Origin of the sequence: Gemmobacter lanyuensis (assembly GCF_014652355.1) — a bacterium.
GTDB classification, from domain to species: Bacteria; Pseudomonadota; Alphaproteobacteria; order Rhodobacterales; family Rhodobacteraceae; genus Gemmobacter; species Gemmobacter lanyuensis.
Map to the genome: position 1 here is coordinate 158,422 of NZ_BMYQ01000003.1, position 13,685 is coordinate 172,106.

At 65.4% G+C, this 13,685-nt stretch carries 18 protein-coding genes; 8 read left to right on the forward strand and 10 right to left on the reverse strand.

Translation table 11 applies throughout. From position 1 onward, the window contains the following. On the reverse strand, positions 1–705 hold the full coding sequence (locus IE101_RS07815) for a response regulator (protein WP_189633266.1): 705 nt from the start codon (positions 703–705) through the stop codon (positions 1–3). Positions 706–874: 169 nt separating this feature from the next. Between IE101_RS07815 and mce the strand changes: the two genes are divergently transcribed. Both mce and IE101_RS07825 read left to right on the forward strand, forming a co-directional pair. After that, a complete protein-coding gene (gene mce / locus IE101_RS07820) occupies positions 875–1,279 on the forward strand; it encodes a methylmalonyl-CoA epimerase (protein ID WP_189633267.1) in 405 nt (134 codons plus the stop codon). Between the two features lies 1 nt (position 1,280). Continuing rightward, positions 1,281–1,571 (forward strand): DUF1467 family protein, encoded by a 291-nt coding sequence (locus IE101_RS07825; protein ID WP_189633268.1) that lies wholly within the window; start codon positions 1,281–1,283, stop codon positions 1,569–1,571. A 36-nt stretch (positions 1,572–1,607) separates the two neighbouring features. On the opposite strand, the gene IE101_RS07830 is transcribed toward IE101_RS07825, so the two are convergent. Next, on the reverse strand, positions 1,608–2,297 hold the full coding sequence (locus IE101_RS07830) for an EI24 domain-containing protein (protein ID WP_189633375.1): 690 nt from the start codon (positions 2,295–2,297) through the stop codon (positions 1,608–1,610). A 5-nt stretch (positions 2,298–2,302) separates the two neighbouring features. Continuing rightward, positions 2,303–2,881, reverse strand: a complete 579-nt coding sequence (locus IE101_RS07835; RefSeq protein WP_189633269.1) for a nitroreductase family protein — start codon at positions 2,879–2,881, stop codon at positions 2,303–2,305. A gap of 166 nt (positions 2,882–3,047) precedes the next feature. Between IE101_RS07835 and IE101_RS07840 the strand changes: the two genes are divergently transcribed. The 3 genes from IE101_RS07840 (at position 3,048) to IE101_RS07850 (ending at position 4,557) form a co-directional block, all read left to right on the forward strand. Continuing rightward, positions 3,048–3,515: a lytic transglycosylase domain-containing protein gene (locus tag IE101_RS07840; protein ID WP_189633270.1), complete on the forward strand. Its 468-nt coding sequence runs from the start codon at positions 3,048–3,050 to the stop codon at positions 3,513–3,515. A 2-nt stretch (positions 3,516–3,517) separates the two neighbouring features. After that, on the forward strand, positions 3,518–3,781 hold the full coding sequence (locus tag IE101_RS07845) for a DUF167 domain-containing protein (RefSeq protein WP_189633271.1): 264 nt from the start codon (positions 3,518–3,520) through the stop codon (positions 3,779–3,781). 119 nt (positions 3,782–3,900) lie between these two features. Next, positions 3,901–4,557 (forward strand): GcrA family cell cycle regulator, encoded by a 657-nt coding sequence (locus IE101_RS07850; protein ID WP_189633272.1) that lies wholly within the window; start codon positions 3,901–3,903, stop codon positions 4,555–4,557. Positions 4,558–4,659: 102 nt separating this feature from the next. Here IE101_RS07850 and glpX read toward each other — a convergent pair whose 3' ends face one another. Continuing rightward, positions 4,660–5,625 carry a class II fructose-bisphosphatase gene (gene glpX / locus IE101_RS07855; RefSeq protein WP_189633273.1) on the reverse strand — a complete coding sequence of 322 codons (966 nt, stop codon included), beginning with the start codon at positions 5,623–5,625 and terminating at the stop codon, positions 4,660–4,662. 135 nt (positions 5,626–5,760) lie between these two features. On the opposite strand from glpX, the gene IE101_RS07860 reads away from it, so the two are divergent. Further along, on the forward strand, positions 5,761–6,369 hold the full coding sequence (locus IE101_RS07860; protein ID WP_189633274.1) for a hypothetical protein: 609 nt from the start codon (positions 5,761–5,763) through the stop codon (positions 6,367–6,369). A gap of 23 nt (positions 6,370–6,392) precedes the next feature. After that, a complete protein-coding gene (locus IE101_RS07865; RefSeq protein WP_189633275.1) occupies positions 6,393–7,379 on the forward strand; it encodes a S8 family serine peptidase in 987 nt (328 codons plus the stop codon). 63 nt (positions 7,380–7,442) lie between these two features. On the opposite strand, the gene IE101_RS07870 is transcribed toward IE101_RS07865, so the two are convergent. Then, positions 7,443–8,738, reverse strand: a complete 1,296-nt coding sequence (locus IE101_RS07870) for a homoserine dehydrogenase (RefSeq protein WP_189633276.1) — start codon at positions 8,736–8,738, stop codon at positions 7,443–7,445. A gap of 78 nt (positions 8,739–8,816) precedes the next feature. Beyond that, positions 8,817–9,071, reverse strand: coding sequence for a hypothetical protein (locus IE101_RS07875; RefSeq protein ID WP_189633277.1), 255 nt, complete (start codon positions 9,069–9,071; stop codon positions 8,817–8,819). A gap of 106 nt (positions 9,072–9,177) precedes the next feature. Here IE101_RS07875 and IE101_RS07880 point away from each other — a divergent pair, with 106 nt between their 5' ends. Further along, positions 9,178–9,774, forward strand: coding sequence for a TetR/AcrR family transcriptional regulator (locus IE101_RS07880; RefSeq protein WP_189633278.1), 597 nt, complete (start codon positions 9,178–9,180; stop codon positions 9,772–9,774). 15 nt (positions 9,775–9,789) lie between these two features. On the opposite strand, the gene IE101_RS07885 is transcribed toward IE101_RS07880, so the two are convergent. The 4 genes from IE101_RS07885 to IE101_RS07900 all read right to left on the reverse strand — a co-directional run bounded on the left by IE101_RS07885 (position 9,790) and on the right by IE101_RS07900 (position 13,495). After that, positions 9,790–10,701, reverse strand: a complete 912-nt coding sequence (locus IE101_RS07885; protein ID WP_189633279.1) for a pirin family protein — start codon at positions 10,699–10,701, stop codon at positions 9,790–9,792. A 111-nt stretch (positions 10,702–10,812) separates the two neighbouring features. After that, positions 10,813–11,394, reverse strand: coding sequence for a TadE/TadG family type IV pilus assembly protein (locus IE101_RS07890; protein WP_189633280.1), 582 nt, complete (start codon positions 11,392–11,394; stop codon positions 10,813–10,815). Next, complete coding sequence (locus IE101_RS07895) at positions 11,394–11,939, reverse strand: TadE/TadG family type IV pilus assembly protein (protein WP_189633281.1); 546 nt, start codon at positions 11,937–11,939, stop codon at positions 11,394–11,396. Before IE101_RS07895 ends, IE101_RS07890 begins: the two co-directional genes overlap by 1 nt. Then, positions 11,936–13,495 (reverse strand): pilus assembly protein TadG-related protein, encoded by a 1,560-nt coding sequence (locus tag IE101_RS07900; RefSeq protein ID WP_189633282.1) that lies wholly within the window; start codon positions 13,493–13,495, stop codon positions 11,936–11,938. Before IE101_RS07900 ends, IE101_RS07895 begins: the two co-directional genes overlap by 4 nt. Positions 13,496–13,685: the final 190 nt, after the last annotated feature.

Consider the following 13,685-nt stretch of genomic DNA (forward strand, 5'->3'; position numbering starts at 1 on the left):
TCAGGCCCATGACCGGCCAAAGGCCGCAGCGTCGGGTGACGCCCGCCGTTGCGCCACCAGATCACCAACACGCGTTCTGGCCGTTGTATCGCCCCGCAGCGCCGCCGCCGCCGCTTGGGCAAGGTCGCAATCGCCGCTTGCCCGCGCGACCCCCAGCAAGAACCCCGCCACATAGGCTAGGTCTGCCCCTTCGGGTGCCCGCGCCAAAAGGGCCCCGGCATGGGCCAGATCATCCTGCAGCGCCAGCGGGTCGGGCAGGGGGAGTGCGGCCCCCGGCGTGGCGACGGGGGCCGCGCCCCCGATCAGCCGCAAGACAGCGGTCTGAAAGACCTGCAGGCCGGCAACCGGCTTTTCCAGAAAACCATCAGCCCCGGCGGCCAGGGCAGCCGGGCGGGCGGCAGGATCCCCGCTGAGGCTCAGAAGGGCCGGGCGCATGCGGCTGCGGGCCAGAGCGCGGATCAGCACCTCGCCCCGCCCATCGGGAAGCCCGAGGTCGATCAGCACCACATCCGGCAGATAAAGCCGCAGATGCACCCGCGCCGCCGCCATGGTTTCCGCCCGCCGCAGCCGCCCGCCACTGCGCAGGCACATCAGGCGCAGTGCATCGCTGGCAAAGCGGCTGTCTTCCACAAGCAGCAGCGTACGCCCCCAAAGGGGATACTGCGGGTCTTGGGGGGCTCGGGGCACAAAGGCGGGTGCGGGCATGGCAGACCTGTCGGGCTTGACCTTGCGCCCATGGGACCACAAATCCCCTAACGCCCCTTTAACGCCGCTTGCCCGTTGCGCCGCGCCGCCGCATAAGCAGGGCAGGCGCCGTTCCGGGGCTGGCCCGCCCGGGAATGCGCGCCCGTGTCGTGCAGAGAGGAGAGCAAGCATGATCGGACGCCTGAACCATGTCGCCATCGCCGTGCCAGATCTGGCCGCGGCTGCCGCCCAATATCGCGATACCCTTGGCGCCATGGTGCGCGACCCGCAGGATGAACCCGATCACGGCGTGACCGTCGTTTTCATCGAACTGCCGAATACCAAGATCGAACTGCTCTACCCCCTCGGGGAAAACTCGCCCATTGCTGGATTTCTGGAAAAGAACCCGGCGGGGGGCATCCATCACATCTGCTATGAGGTCGAAGACATCCTTGCCGCGCGCGACCGCCTGAAGGCATCAGGCGCACGGGTGCTGGGCAGCGGAGAGCCGAAGATCGGCGCCCACGGCAAACCCGTGCTGTTCCTGCATCCCAAGGATTTCAACGGCTGTCTCGTCGAACTGGAACAGGTCTGACATGTCCATCACCGCCGCCCTGATCGTCTTTGCCGTGACCTGGTTCATGGTCTTCTTCATGGTCCTGCCCATGCGATTTACCTCGCAGCAGGATATGGGCGAGGTCGTGCCCGGCACGCCGAAATCCGCGCCCTCGGACTATCTGGTCAAGAAGAAGGCGTGGATCACCACGGCGGTGACCTTCGTGCTTTGGGTGGCGATCGTGTGGTTCATCACCAGCGGCCTGCTGACGATCAAGGATCTGCAATTCCTTGCGCCGACTGGCCCCGCGCCGCTTGGCCCGGTCAACTGACAGGATGGGCGGCCCCGAAGGAGGCCGCCCTTTCCCTTAGCGCTGTGCCGCCAGACGGTGGAACATATGGGTGAAGGTCGCCACCCCCAGCACCGGCACGATCAGGTTCAGCACCGGGACCGACAGCGGCACCGACATCAGCGCCCCCGCCAGCCAAATCTGCGTGCCAAAGCGCGCCCGCAGCGCCGCAGCCTGCGCCCGCCCCAGCCGCCGCTGCGCCACCAGCGTGAAATATTCCCGCCCGAGCAGGAAGCCGTTCACCGCCCAGAACACCAGCGGCGCCAGCGGCCCGGCGAAAAGATAGAACATCAGCGCCAGAAGGTTTGCCACCACCAGCAGGCCAAAGAACCCCAGCGCCTCTTTCAGGCTTTCACCCAGCGACAGGCCCGCCGTTTCGGGCAGGCCGGGGTAGTGGCGATCCTCGACCGCGTCGGCCACGCTTTCCAGAAACAACCCGGAAAAGAGCGCGGCCACCGGCACCATCAGAAAGGCCGAAACCCCGATCATCACGAAGATCGACCCGACCGACAGCAGCGCATCCACCCCGCTGACCGCGCCGATCCAGGGCAGTGTAACACTGTCGGGCACGAACCAGCCGATCAGCGTGACCACCCCGGCATAGACCGCGATCAGCAAAAGCAACGACAGGCCCAACCCCATGGCCACGACGCGCAGAAAGCGCGGATCACCCAGCTGGCCTAGCGCCTTGCCGAAATCCGTGAAGATCATGGTCACTCCGTCATCCAGCGGGTCAGGGCGGCGACATCGGGGCGCGGGCGTTCCGGCGGCACGGCGGTTTCCGTGCCGATATGGACAATCCCCATCACGCTTTCCTGCGGCGCAAGGTCGAAGGCCGCCTCGACGAAGGGGCGGTCATGGCTGACCCATCCGGTCAGCCAGCAGGCCCCCCAACCTGCGGCCTGCGCGGCATTGACGAGGCCCAGACATACGCAGCCCGCCGAGAGCAGCTGTTCGATGTCGGGCACTTTCTCTTGCGCCTTGGGGCTGTAGATCACCACAACGGCCAGATTGCCCTGATCGAACTGGCCGCGGCCCTTGGCGATCTTTTCCTCATTCCCCCCCAGCGCGCGGGCGCGCGCTTCGGCCAGATCGGCGAGGCGTGCCATCGCGGGCTTGGTCACCACCACCAGCCGCCAGGGTTCCAGCTTGCCATGATCGGGCACACGCAGTCCCGCCGTCAGGATCGGCATCAGCTCTTCCGCGGTGGGGACGGGGGTTGTCAGCGTTTTGGCGGGGCGCGACCGCCGGGTCAGCAGGTAATCCAGCACGGCGGGGTTGGGATCGGGCATCATGATATCCTTGCACTCTGTCGGGGCGAAGATAAGGGGCGGCGCGCGGCGGGGGAAGGCATCGCCCGCAGAAATCTGCCCAAGGCTGGGCAGGGCGGGGGATCGGGTCTTTCCCCATGCGATCCAAGCGACTATCACGGGGGCGTTACATGTTCCGGAGCCTTCCATGACCAATGTCAGCCGCCGTTCCCTGCTTGGCCTTCTGCTTGTGGCGCCGCTTGCGGCTTGCGGCGGGCGCCGCGCGCCCGAGCGGCCCCGGGGGGACGGGGGTGCTCAGGGCTCGGCCGAGATCAACCGCCTGATCGCAAAATACGCGCGTGAATATGACGTGCCGGAAAAGCTGGTGCACCGGGTGGTGCAGCGCGAAAGCAAGTATAACCCTGCGGCGCGGCATGGCGGCTATTTCGGGCTGATGCAGATCCGCCCCGAAACGGCCCGCACCATGGGCCATCGCGGCAGCCCGGCCAGCTTGCTGGATGCGGAAACCAACCTCAAATACGGGGTGAAGTATCTGCGCGGGGCCTATCTGGTGGCGCGGAAAAACCATGACCGCGCCATCGGCTGGTATTCGCGCGGCTATTACTATGAGGCCAAGCGCATGGGCCTTCTGGAAGAAACCGGGCTGCGCGGCTGATCATGGCCAAGGCGCGGGGGCCCGATCTGCGTGACCGCGCCCTGCCGGGGGCAGAATTCGCCCTGCGCGTCACGCCGCGGGCCGGGCGCAACCTTCTGTCCGATGAGAATGGCCAGCTGAAAGCCCAGGTCACCGCCGTGCCCGAGGACGGCCGCGCCAACAAGGCGGTGACCGAATTGCTGGCCGAGGCGCTGGGGGTGGCCCGCACCCGTCTGACATTGCTGCGCGGCGCCACATCGCGAGACAAGGTCTTTCGGCTGGATTAAGGCGGTTCGGCGCAGAAATGCCTGCGTGGGGCGCTTGTATCTGCGGCAGGGGCGGATAAAATACGCGGACCCGCCCGGCCCCTGCCGGGGCTGCGGGTCTGCCTTAGCCGGAGTGAAGCATGTCCTGGACCGACGAGCGTGTCGAGACGCTCAAGAGAATGTGGGCCGAAGGCCAGAGCGCCAGCCAGATCGCCAAAGAGCTTGGCGGGGTCACCCGCAACGCGGTGATCGGCAAGGTTCACCGTCTGGGTCTGTCGAACCGCGTGGGCGGTGCCGGCGGCAAGGAAGAGGATGAGGAAACCCCGGTCGCAGCCACGCCCAAGGCGGCCGAACCGCCCAAGCCTGCGGCCCCGGCCGAGCCGGTCGCTGCCGCCCCCGTGCCGCCGCGCCCGACGCCGGAACCCCGCGTGGCCGCCGAACGCCCCGCCGCACCTGCGGCGCCTGCCGCAGCGGCCGCGCCCGCCAGCGGTGCCAATGTCACGCCCATGCCCTTCCGCAAGGCGATCGTGCCTGCAGGTCAACCCCTGCCGCCCCAACCTTCGGCCAATGAAATCAGCCCCGAGGCCCTGGCCTCGGTCCGCGAGGTGGAAAAGCGCGCGCGCAAGCTCACCCTCATGGAGCTGACGGAACGGACCTGCAAATGGCCGATCGGTGACCCCGCGACCGAGGATTTCTGGTTCTGCGGTCTGCCCTCACAAGCCGGGAAGCCCTATTGCGACGCCCATGTCGGCGTGGCCTTCCAACCGATGAGTGCGCGCCGCGATCGCCGTCGCTGATCAGGCGCCCGCCGGAATGACAAAAGCCCCGCAGCGATGCGGGGCTTTTTCATTGGGGCGGCAAAGAAAAAGGCCCGCGCGATTCACGGGCCCCCTGGCGTCTTACTTCACCGGCGAGCGGTAGGTCATCCGCCGCACCGACCCGGTCTTCGACCGCATCAGCAGGGTTTCGGTGGTCACCCAGCCCGGCTCACGCTTGATGCCCGAGAGGATCGAGCCATTGGTGACGCCGGTCGCGGCGAAGATCACGTCGGCGGTCACCATCTCATCGCGAGTATAGATGCGGTTCAGATCGGTGATCCCGGCCTTGGTGGCGCGAGCGCGTTCGTCATCATTGCGGAACAGGAGCTTGCCATAGATCTGGCCGCCCATGCATTTGAGCGCGGAGGCCGCCAGCACGCCCTCCGGTGCGCCGCCCGACCCCATATACATGTCGATGCCGGTCTGATCGGGTTCGGCGCAGTGGATCACGCCTGCCACATCGCCATCGGTGATCAGACGGATCGCGGCACCGGTGGCACGGACCTCGGCGATCAGGTCTTCATGGCGGGGACGTTCCAGGATGCAGACGGTGATGTCGCCGGGCGCGCAGCCCTTGGCCTTGGCCAGCGCCTCGACCCGCTGGGTCGGCGTCATGTCCAGCGTCACGGTATCGGGCGCATAACCCGGCCCGATGGCCAGCTTTTCCATGTAGACATCCGGGGCATGCAGCAGCGTGCCGCGCGGTGCCATGGCGATGACGGTCAGGGCATTGGGCATGTCCTTGGCGGTCAGCGTGGTGCCTTCCAGCGGGTCCAGCGCGATGTCCACCGCCGGGCCATTGCCGGTGCCGACCTCTTCGCCGATGTAGAGCATGGGCGCTTCGTCGCGCTCACCCTCACCGATCACCACGACCCCGGCGATATCGAGCAGGTTCAGCTGATCGCGCATCGCGTTCACTGCCGCCTGATCGGCGGCCTTTTCATTGCCGCGGCCGATCAGGCTGGCACTGGCCAGCGCCGCCGCCTCGGATACGCGCGCAAGACCGAGCGAGAGCAGGCGGTCCTGAAATTCCTTTGCGTCAACCATGTCTGGAATCCGTGTTTAGATGGTGGGCTGGTGTCGTCCTAGCCCGCAACCCAGTACCGGGCAAGGCGAATAACGCGCCGCCCGTGGCACGACTGTTGCAGGCTGCCCTCTGGCCCGGGGGGCAGGCGGAACAGGATGATGTGGCGCGTTTTTCATCGGCGGTGGGGCAGGGCGGCCCTGTGGGGCCTGCTGCTGATCGCAGGGGCGCCGGTCGCACGTGCCGATGGCCCGCTGTTCAGCGACGCCTTCTGGGAAGATACGGCGCTGGTTTCGGTGGGCGTGGGGGGACCGCGCACCGATTACGTCACAGGTTTTGCCCGCGGCGGTTATGAGCTGAGCGACGGCACCCCGATCCGCATGCGCCCGTGGTATCGGGCCGGGCTGCGTGATCTGAATGTGACGCTGCTGACCAGCATCACCCCCGATTTCGGGGTGATGTGGGGGATGGGGCTGGGGGATCGTGGCCCGAAATATCGCATCAATCCCAGCCTGCGTCTGGGACTGATCTGGCAGACCCGCGTCGGGCGCGACAGTTGGCTGACACTGCGGGCGACAACCGATCTGGGCGGGCGCATCCGGGAACGGCCCTGCACCGCTGATTATGGCGACCTGGGAGGGGTGCAGCCCGTCAATTGCCGCCTTGCCGCCAGCCCCCTGCCGCCCGATCAGACGCTTGATCTGCTTTTTGATGAAAATCTGGGGGGGAACACTGAAATCGGGATCAGCCTGTCCGTTACCTTCTAAACTGGCCACTGCAGAAGGGCAGAATGATGCTGAAGCGGACGCTCGGGGTTGTGCTCGCGGCATGGTGTGCCGTGGGTTTTGGCGTGCCTGTCGCGGCGGAACCACGCCCGGCGTATGACGGGGGCAGGCCTGCACTGTCGTTCGACGCAACACTGCAACGCCATGTCATCCTGCGTCCCCGTCCTGCTGCCCTTGATCAGGCCCGGCCATGGATGGCGCCCGATGTCGCGCTGGCCTGGAACCTCGGCTATCGCGGGCAGACGGCTACCATCACCGTGATTGACGATTTTGCGGGCGATACGATGCTTTGGGGCAATCTGACCGGGGTGCGGCAGGTGCGCAGCCATGGCGAATGGACCGCGCAGATGGCAGGGATGCTCGCACCGGGGGCGCAGGTCATGGCGCAGGAATTCACCGATCACGGCATGCCGATGACCGTGACCAACCGTTTCGATGTCGTGAACCTGAGCTACGGGATCTATGCGCGACGCGGTGCCCCGCGCCCGCGCTGGGGGCGTCTTGAAACCTCGATCCTGAATGCCGCGCGCAATGGCACGGCCGTGGTGGTCAAGGCTGCGGGCAATGATGCCAGCGCGGTTTCCGGCACCACCTGGGATGGGCAGATCGACTATCTGAACGCCGATCTGGTGGGGCGGCCCTCGGCGGTCTTTGTCGGGGCGCTGGCCTATGACGGCACGTTGGCGGATCCGGCGCCCTTGGCCGCCTATTCCAACTTTGCCGGTAGCAACCGGACGGTGCAGGCACAATTCCTTGTGGTGGGGGTGGACAGCGATATCACGGGCCTGTCGGGCACGTCTTTCGCGGCGCCCACCGTGGCTGGCTATGCCGCCATCCTGTCCAGCAAGTTCCGCAACGCGACCCCCAACCAGCTGGCACAGCAGCTTTTGTCGACGGCACGGCAGGATACGATCGACGGCTACGACGTGCGGGTGCATGGGCAGGGGGAGGCGAGCCTGACCCGCGCCTTGGCCCCCCGCGCGATCCGGTAGCCGGACCCCGCCAGCCGGACAAGGAAAAAGGGCGGCACCGATCTGGTGCCGCCCTTTCTGATGTCAGATCTCTTCGATCCGGATGGCGACCGGGGCGCCGACCAGAACGCCGGTCGCCGCGAATTGCGACATGGCATGGGCCACGTCGGCAGGGGCGGCCTTATGCGTCACGATCAGCACCAGCGCCTTGTCGTCCTGTTCGTCCTGCTGGTTGATCTGGCGCATCTGATCGATCGAGATGCCCGCGTCACCCAGGCAGGTCGCGATCTTGGCCAGCGCACCGGGTTTGTCGAGCAGCGTGGCGCGCATGTAATAGGGCGCGGGCGTGGCCGATTTCGCCGGGCAGACATCGGCCAGTTGCGTGGCCGGGCAGCCGAAGGTCGGCAGGCGCAGGCCGCGGGCAATGTCGATCACATCCGACATGACGGCGCTGGCGGTCGGGCCTTCGCCCGCACCGGGACCGCGCAGGACGATCTGGCCCACGCTGTCGCCTTCCAGCATCACCATATTGGTGCCGCCCTGCAGCTGGCCAAAGGGGCTGTCCGCGGGCACGAGGCAGGGGGTCATGCGCTGTTCCAGCCCACGACCCGACATCTGCGCGACGCCCAGCAGCTTGATGTGATAGCCCATTTCATCGGCCAGATGGATGTCCTCGATCGAGACATTGCCGATGCCTTCCAGCTCGACATGATCGAAGGCGACCTTGGTGCCAAAGGCGATCGAGGCCAGCAGCGAAAGCTTGTGGCCCGCGTCGATCCCCCCGACGTCGAGATTGGGGTCGGCCTCAAGGTAGCCAAGCTGCCGGGCCTCTTCGAAGACCGTTTCATAGGGCAGGCCCGCGTTCTGCATCCGCGTCAGGATGTAGTTGCAGGTGCCGTTCATCACGCCCATGACGCGCTTGATCTGGTTTCCGGCAAGCCCTTCGGTCAGGGATTTGATGACCGGGATGCCGCCTGCGACGGCGGCTTCAAAACGGATCACGCGGCCCGCGGCTTCGGCGGCTTCGGCCAGCGCCTGCCCGTGATGGGCCAGCAGCGCCTTGTTGGCGGTGACCACATCCTTGCCCGCGGCAATGGCGGCTTCGGTGGCATCCTTGGCGGCGCCGTCATGGCCGCCCATCACCTCGACGAAAACGTCGATATCGTCGCGGCGGGCAAGGGCCACGGGATCATCTTCCCAGGCATAGGCCGACAGATCGACGCCGCGGTCCTTGCCCTTGGACCGGGCCGAGACGGCGGTGATGACCACGGGGCGGCCGGTGCGCATGGTCATAAGATCCGCATGACGCTGAACGATCTTGACCACTCCGATGCCGACGGTCCCAAGACCGGCGAGCCCGAGGCGCAGGGGCTGAACCATGATATGCTCCATTCCATATGGTGCCCGTCTGTTAGCCCGTTCGGCGCAGCGGCGCAACGCTGTCAGTGGGATGGGCGGTCAGTTGGCAGCGGGCGGATTGACCGGGCCTTGCAGGGCATTGGCGCGGTCGCGCAGGGCGGTGGCGCGGGCGGCAAGGCCGGTCGGGTCTTGCGGGGTGATCGTGCCCGGGGCGGGCACGCTGGCCAGCAGCCGGTCCAAGGGCGCGATCTGCGGCGCGGGGCCGGGGGGCGCCGCCGGGGCATCAAGAGCCGGCATCCCCGCACAGGCGGAAAGGGCAAGGCAGATCAGCAGGGCAGGGGGCAGCTTTGTCATCGGGGCCTTCGCAGATACGGCCCCGACCTTAGCCGTCGCGCGGCGGGGCGGCAAGCCGCAGCCCCTTTGCCTTGCACCCGGCGCGGGTTTCGCTAGTGTCGCGCGGATGGCACGCAAGACAGGTTCCCACGGCGAAATCACCGGGCCGCGCATCCGCAAGGTGGCGCGCACGCTGTTCGCGCGCCACGGCTATGCCGCCGTTTCGATGCGCCAGATCGCGGCCGAGGTGGGCGTGCAGGCCGGGGCGCTTTACGCCTATACCCCCGACAAGCAGAGCCTTCTGGTCAGCCTGATGCGCGAGCATATCGAGGATCTGCTGGCGCTTTGGGCGGCAGAGCCGGTGATCACCGACCCCCGCGCCCGGCTGGCGCGGTTCGTCCATTTCCATATCGACCGCAACGTCGATCAGGCCGAAGCGATCTTCATCGCCTATATGGAGCTGCGAAACCTCGACCCCGGCAACTTTGCCGAGATCGAGGGTCTGCGCCGCCGTTATGAAGCGATCATCGAAGATTGCCTGCGCGAGGGGGCGGCGCAGGGGCTCTTCCGTCATGCCGACGCGCGGCTGGCCACCATGGCGGTGATCGCTATGCTGAACGGGGTGATGAACTGGTATCGCGAGGGCGGTCGCCTCAGCCGGGACGAGGTCGCGCGCACCTATGCCGAACTGGTGCTGGGGGCCGTGGGGGCCACGGGGGATTGACCCCCGCAGCCGGGGTCAATGCGCCGGGCGGATGAAGGTGCCGTTCCGCAGATCGGCCATGGCCTGACGGATTTCGGCTTGGGTGTTCATGACGATGGGGCCGTGCCAGGCGACGGGTTCCTGGATCGGCGCGCCCGACACCAGCAGAAAGCGGATGCCCTTCGGGCCGGCCGTCACCGTCACCTCATCGCCCGTGCCAAAACGCACCAGCGTGCGGTCGCCGGACAGGTCGCGGATATTGACCTCTTGCCCCTGTACCTCTTTTTCCAGCAGCACGCCTTCGGGGCGGCTGGCATCGCGGAAGGTGCCGGTGCCTTCAAAGATATAGGCAAAGGCGCGGCGATAGGTATCGATCTTGAAGGTCTTGCGACGCCCCGCAGGCACGAAGATGTCGAGGTATTGCGGCTCGGCTGCGATGCCATCAACCGGGCCGGTCTTGCCCCAGAATTCGCCAACGATCACCTTCACGATGGTGCCGTCATCATCCTGGATCACCGGGATGTCAGGCGATTTCACATCCTGATAGCGCGGCGCCGTCATCTTCAGCGATGAAGGCAGGTTCGCCCAAAGCTGAAAGCCGTGCATCTGGCCCTTGGCATTCCCGCGCGGCATTTCCTGATGCAGGATGCCGGACCCGGCGGTCATCCATTGCACGTCGCCGCCCTTGAGGATGCCCTGATTGCCCAGGCTGTCGCCATGTTCCACCGAGCCGGCGAGAACATAGGTGATCGTCTCGATCCCGCGATGGGGATGCCACGGGAAGCCGCGCATGTAATCGCGCGGGTCATTGTTGCGGAAATCATCGAACATCAGGAAGGGGTCGAACTCTTCGGGGTTCGTGAAACCGAAGGCACGATGCAGATGGACGCCCGCGCCTTCAAAGGTGGGCTGGGCCAGGGTTTCGGACAGAACGGGGCGGATCGACATGGCTTTGCTCCTGCCCGGCGGACGCGCCGGGTTCATGCCACAGGAGGTAGGCCCGAAATCCCTGTGCGACAATCCCGCGGGGGTGCAGAACCCATGTGCAGGGATGCAAGATCAGTTGCAGGCGGTGGGGTTCGAAAAGGCAACATTGCCAAAGCGCGGGCGCACCGGCACGAATTCGTTGAAGGTCATGGCCTCAATGCCCCCCGAGAAGACGGGGGTATAGTCGAATTCGCTTTCGATCAGGATCTGCGTGCCGCCAGCGGGGGTGGTGGGGATGCGGTCCGCCTGCGTCTGAACCGTGAGCGTGGTGAAGGGCGGCAAAACGGTCGGGTCGAGCGAGCAGGACCATTGCACCTCGAACCGGTTGTTGGTGCCGGACCAGACAACGCTGGTCAGCCGCAGCCGCGGCACCTGACCGTCAGAGATCATATAGGCCATGAGCGTCTGAAGCCCGTTCGCGTCGGTCACCGTCAGCGCGGCGGATTGCCAGCGCGAAACGATGTCGCCCACGGTATAGGTGGCCTTCTGCAGCTTGTTCATGGATTTGTAGCCGTCCCAGAACACATAAAGCCCGAACGCGGCCCAGAGCATGATCGGCAGGATCATCGCCCCTTCGATCACGGCATTGCCATGTTCGGCCCGCAGGAAGCGGCGCAGCGAGGCGGACAAACGGGATAACACGGGTACGGGCATCACGGTTCATTCAGGAAAGCTGAGGTCGAGGTGAGACGATAGCCCCCCTGACCGTCAAGCGGCAAGTTGAGCGCCAGACCCGCCGAGGGGAAAAGCGCATCGGCAATCACGCAGGCCCGCATCACGATCAGAACCTTGCGCTCGGTCGGGTTCGGGTCGAGCACCGCGACAGGCTGCACCGCCTCGGCCCGGTTGACGCAGGTCGTCTGGGTGGTGGGCATGGTCCATGTCGTCAGTGCCACGCGTTCCATATTGAGCTTCAGCGTCGCGTTGCAGTTCGGGATCATCGAGGCGTTGTTGCAGATATAGGCCCTGATGTTGTCATGCGTCGGGTTGGCGATCATCCCCAGACGGACGGCGCGCGCGGCGATATCCACGGCCCGATCCAGCAGGGTCAGCCGCGTCATGTAAAGGCCGATCTCGAAGGTTGCCATGAACAGGGTGATGAACAGCGGCAGCATCAGCACGAAACCGATGGTCGCATTGCCGTCCTCGCGCCGGATGTGGCGCAGGACGGCCCCAAGGGCCGCCCGCGGGGTCATCATTGCTTGAGCTTCAGCATGCTGATCTGGGTGGCGATCGACTGGAACACCGTCGCGATATCCAGCGAGCTGGCATCGTAATAATGCCCTGCATCGGTGGCACAGGCCTTGAGCTGCGCCTTGCCGTCTGTCGGGGCCTCGAACCCGATGCCGAAGATCACCATGCCCGCAGATTTTGCGGCCGCGCAGATTTGCTGCAGGCGGGTGTTCTTGGTCGTCGCGTTGACGGTGTCGGTATAGGTTTCATACCAGGCCGCCGCCGTGCTGCCACGTGCCCGTTGCGTCACGAAGGCCAGATATTGCGCGGTGGCATAGCTGAAGGCCTGTTGCCAGGTGGCGCGGGTGCCGCTGGCGGTGGTTGACCATGTGCCGGTCGAAACGCTGTAGAAATCGCTCGTACCGGTGCGTTCAGGCCAGTAATACGTGGCCAGCGTCTTGCTGGTGGTGCCGGTAAAGTAGAAGGGCGACAGGCCTGTCCCGTCATAGGGCGGGGTCACGCTGACGTCATAGGTGTTTTCCCCGTCGGTCATCACCACCAGCACCTTGATCGTATCCCCCGACACGGCATCCAGCGGCCGGCCGGCATAGGCTGAACTGACGGCATTGCGGCTGATCAGGCCGTTGACCAAGCCCCGCGCGCTGGGATCCAGCAGCAGCGCCCCCCATTTCACCCCCAGTTCGATCGAAGTATTCCCATCGACCTGCAGGTTGGTGATGCGGCTTTTCAGCGTCGTCGCATTGTCACCCAGGGTGACAACCTCGTTGCGGGCATCGGCGTTGCAGTTTCGGATCTGCGGAGTCTTGTAGGCCGCATAGTTCGAGGTGCTCCAGATGAAGCCGTCGAAATGCGCGTTCTGGTGCAGCACGCTTGAGAGCGGCAGCGTGGTCGAGCTGAAGACCGAGCCGGGCAGTTCGAGACAGAAGGAGCTGTCATGCTTTTCGGTCGTGCCGGTGAACAGGTCGCGGACGTTACGCCCCACGTTGACCTGCGTGCTGTAGGGCACGATGGACATCGTGACCTTTCCGGCTTCGGAATTGTTGAAGATCGTATCCACGAAGCTGCGTGCGGCGGGGCGCAGCGCCGTGATCCGCGAGCCATCCATGGAGCCCGACACGTCCAGCACGAGGGACACCTCGACGTTCGAAATCCGCTCTTCGGCCTGGCTGTCGGCTGCGACGGAAAAATCCTGCACGCCCATCATCGACATGAAGAAGGGCTTGGTGTCGGCTGCGGCCGTGGCGGTCACGTTCTTGAAGTTCAACCCGCGGCTGACCGTGACCGAGGTGAGGTATTGCGTCAGGCTGGCCTTGTCGAAATAGTCACGCACCACGGTTGCCGGGTCGAGCGTCTGTTTCAGGGCCGCCGCAGCCAGAACGCTGTTGTCGAGCGTCTGTTGCAGCATCACGCGTTTCTGTTCGTGGCGCATCACGTCAATCGCAAGGCCGCCGATCAGCATCATGGACGTGAAGATCATCGTCGAAAACGGCAGCATCGAACCTTCCTCGCCCTGGAGGAATTTCCGCAACAGCGGCACATGCGTCTTGCGCGTCATCGTCATGTCACACCCTTCTTCGGCCTTTTCGGCCTGACCTTTACGCGAACACCATCCGAATTGCCGTATCTTGGCACCCCGGGCGTCAGGTAATCATCCATTCGACATAAGGCTTTGGACTTCGGGCATAAATGTGGCGAAGTTGCGGGAACTGCTAGGAAAATCCGACATTGGGATGTGCAATCCGGGGTTTGGT

Excerpts from the sequence above, each read along its gene's own strand:
- IE101_RS07815 (WP_189633266.1), bottom strand. The coding sequence starts at position 705 with ATGCCCGCACCCGCCTTTGTGCCCCGAGCCCCCCAAGACCCGCAGTAT.
- mce (WP_189633267.1), top strand. The coding sequence starts at position 875 with ATGATCGGACGCCTGAACCATGTCGCCATCGCCGTGCCAGATCTGGCC.
- IE101_RS07825 (WP_189633268.1), top strand. The coding sequence starts at position 1,281 with ATGTCCATCACCGCCGCCCTGATCGTCTTTGCCGTGACCTGGTTCATG.
- IE101_RS07835 (WP_189633269.1), bottom strand. The coding sequence starts at position 2,881 with ATGCCCGATCCCAACCCCGCCGTGCTGGATTACCTGCTGACCCGGCGG.
- IE101_RS07840 (WP_189633270.1), top strand. The coding sequence starts at position 3,048 with ATGACCAATGTCAGCCGCCGTTCCCTGCTTGGCCTTCTGCTTGTGGCG.
- IE101_RS07845 (WP_189633271.1), top strand. The coding sequence starts at position 3,518 with ATGGCCAAGGCGCGGGGGCCCGATCTGCGTGACCGCGCCCTGCCGGGG.
- IE101_RS07850 (WP_189633272.1), top strand. The coding sequence starts at position 3,901 with ATGTCCTGGACCGACGAGCGTGTCGAGACGCTCAAGAGAATGTGGGCC.
- glpX (WP_189633273.1), bottom strand. The coding sequence starts at position 5,625 with ATGGTTGACGCAAAGGAATTTCAGGACCGCCTGCTCTCGCTCGGTCTT.
- IE101_RS07860 (WP_189633274.1), top strand. The coding sequence starts at position 5,761 with ATGATGTGGCGCGTTTTTCATCGGCGGTGGGGCAGGGCGGCCCTGTGG.
- IE101_RS07865 (WP_189633275.1), top strand. The coding sequence starts at position 6,393 with ATGATGCTGAAGCGGACGCTCGGGGTTGTGCTCGCGGCATGGTGTGCC.
- IE101_RS07870 (WP_189633276.1), bottom strand. The coding sequence starts at position 8,738 with ATGGTTCAGCCCCTGCGCCTCGGGCTCGCCGGTCTTGGGACCGTCGGC.
- IE101_RS07875 (WP_189633277.1), bottom strand. The coding sequence starts at position 9,071 with ATGACAAAGCTGCCCCCTGCCCTGCTGATCTGCCTTGCCCTTTCCGCC.
- IE101_RS07880 (WP_189633278.1), top strand. The coding sequence starts at position 9,178 with ATGGCACGCAAGACAGGTTCCCACGGCGAAATCACCGGGCCGCGCATC.
- IE101_RS07885 (WP_189633279.1), bottom strand. The coding sequence starts at position 10,701 with ATGTCGATCCGCCCCGTTCTGTCCGAAACCCTGGCCCAGCCCACCTTT.
- IE101_RS07890 (WP_189633280.1), bottom strand. The coding sequence starts at position 11,394 with ATGCCCGTACCCGTGTTATCCCGTTTGTCCGCCTCGCTGCGCCGCTTC.
- IE101_RS07895 (WP_189633281.1), bottom strand. The coding sequence starts at position 11,939 with ATGATGACCCCGCGGGCGGCCCTTGGGGCCGTCCTGCGCCACATCCGG.
- IE101_RS07900 (WP_189633282.1), bottom strand. The coding sequence starts at position 13,495 with ATGACGATGACGCGCAAGACGCATGTGCCGCTGTTGCGGAAATTCCTC.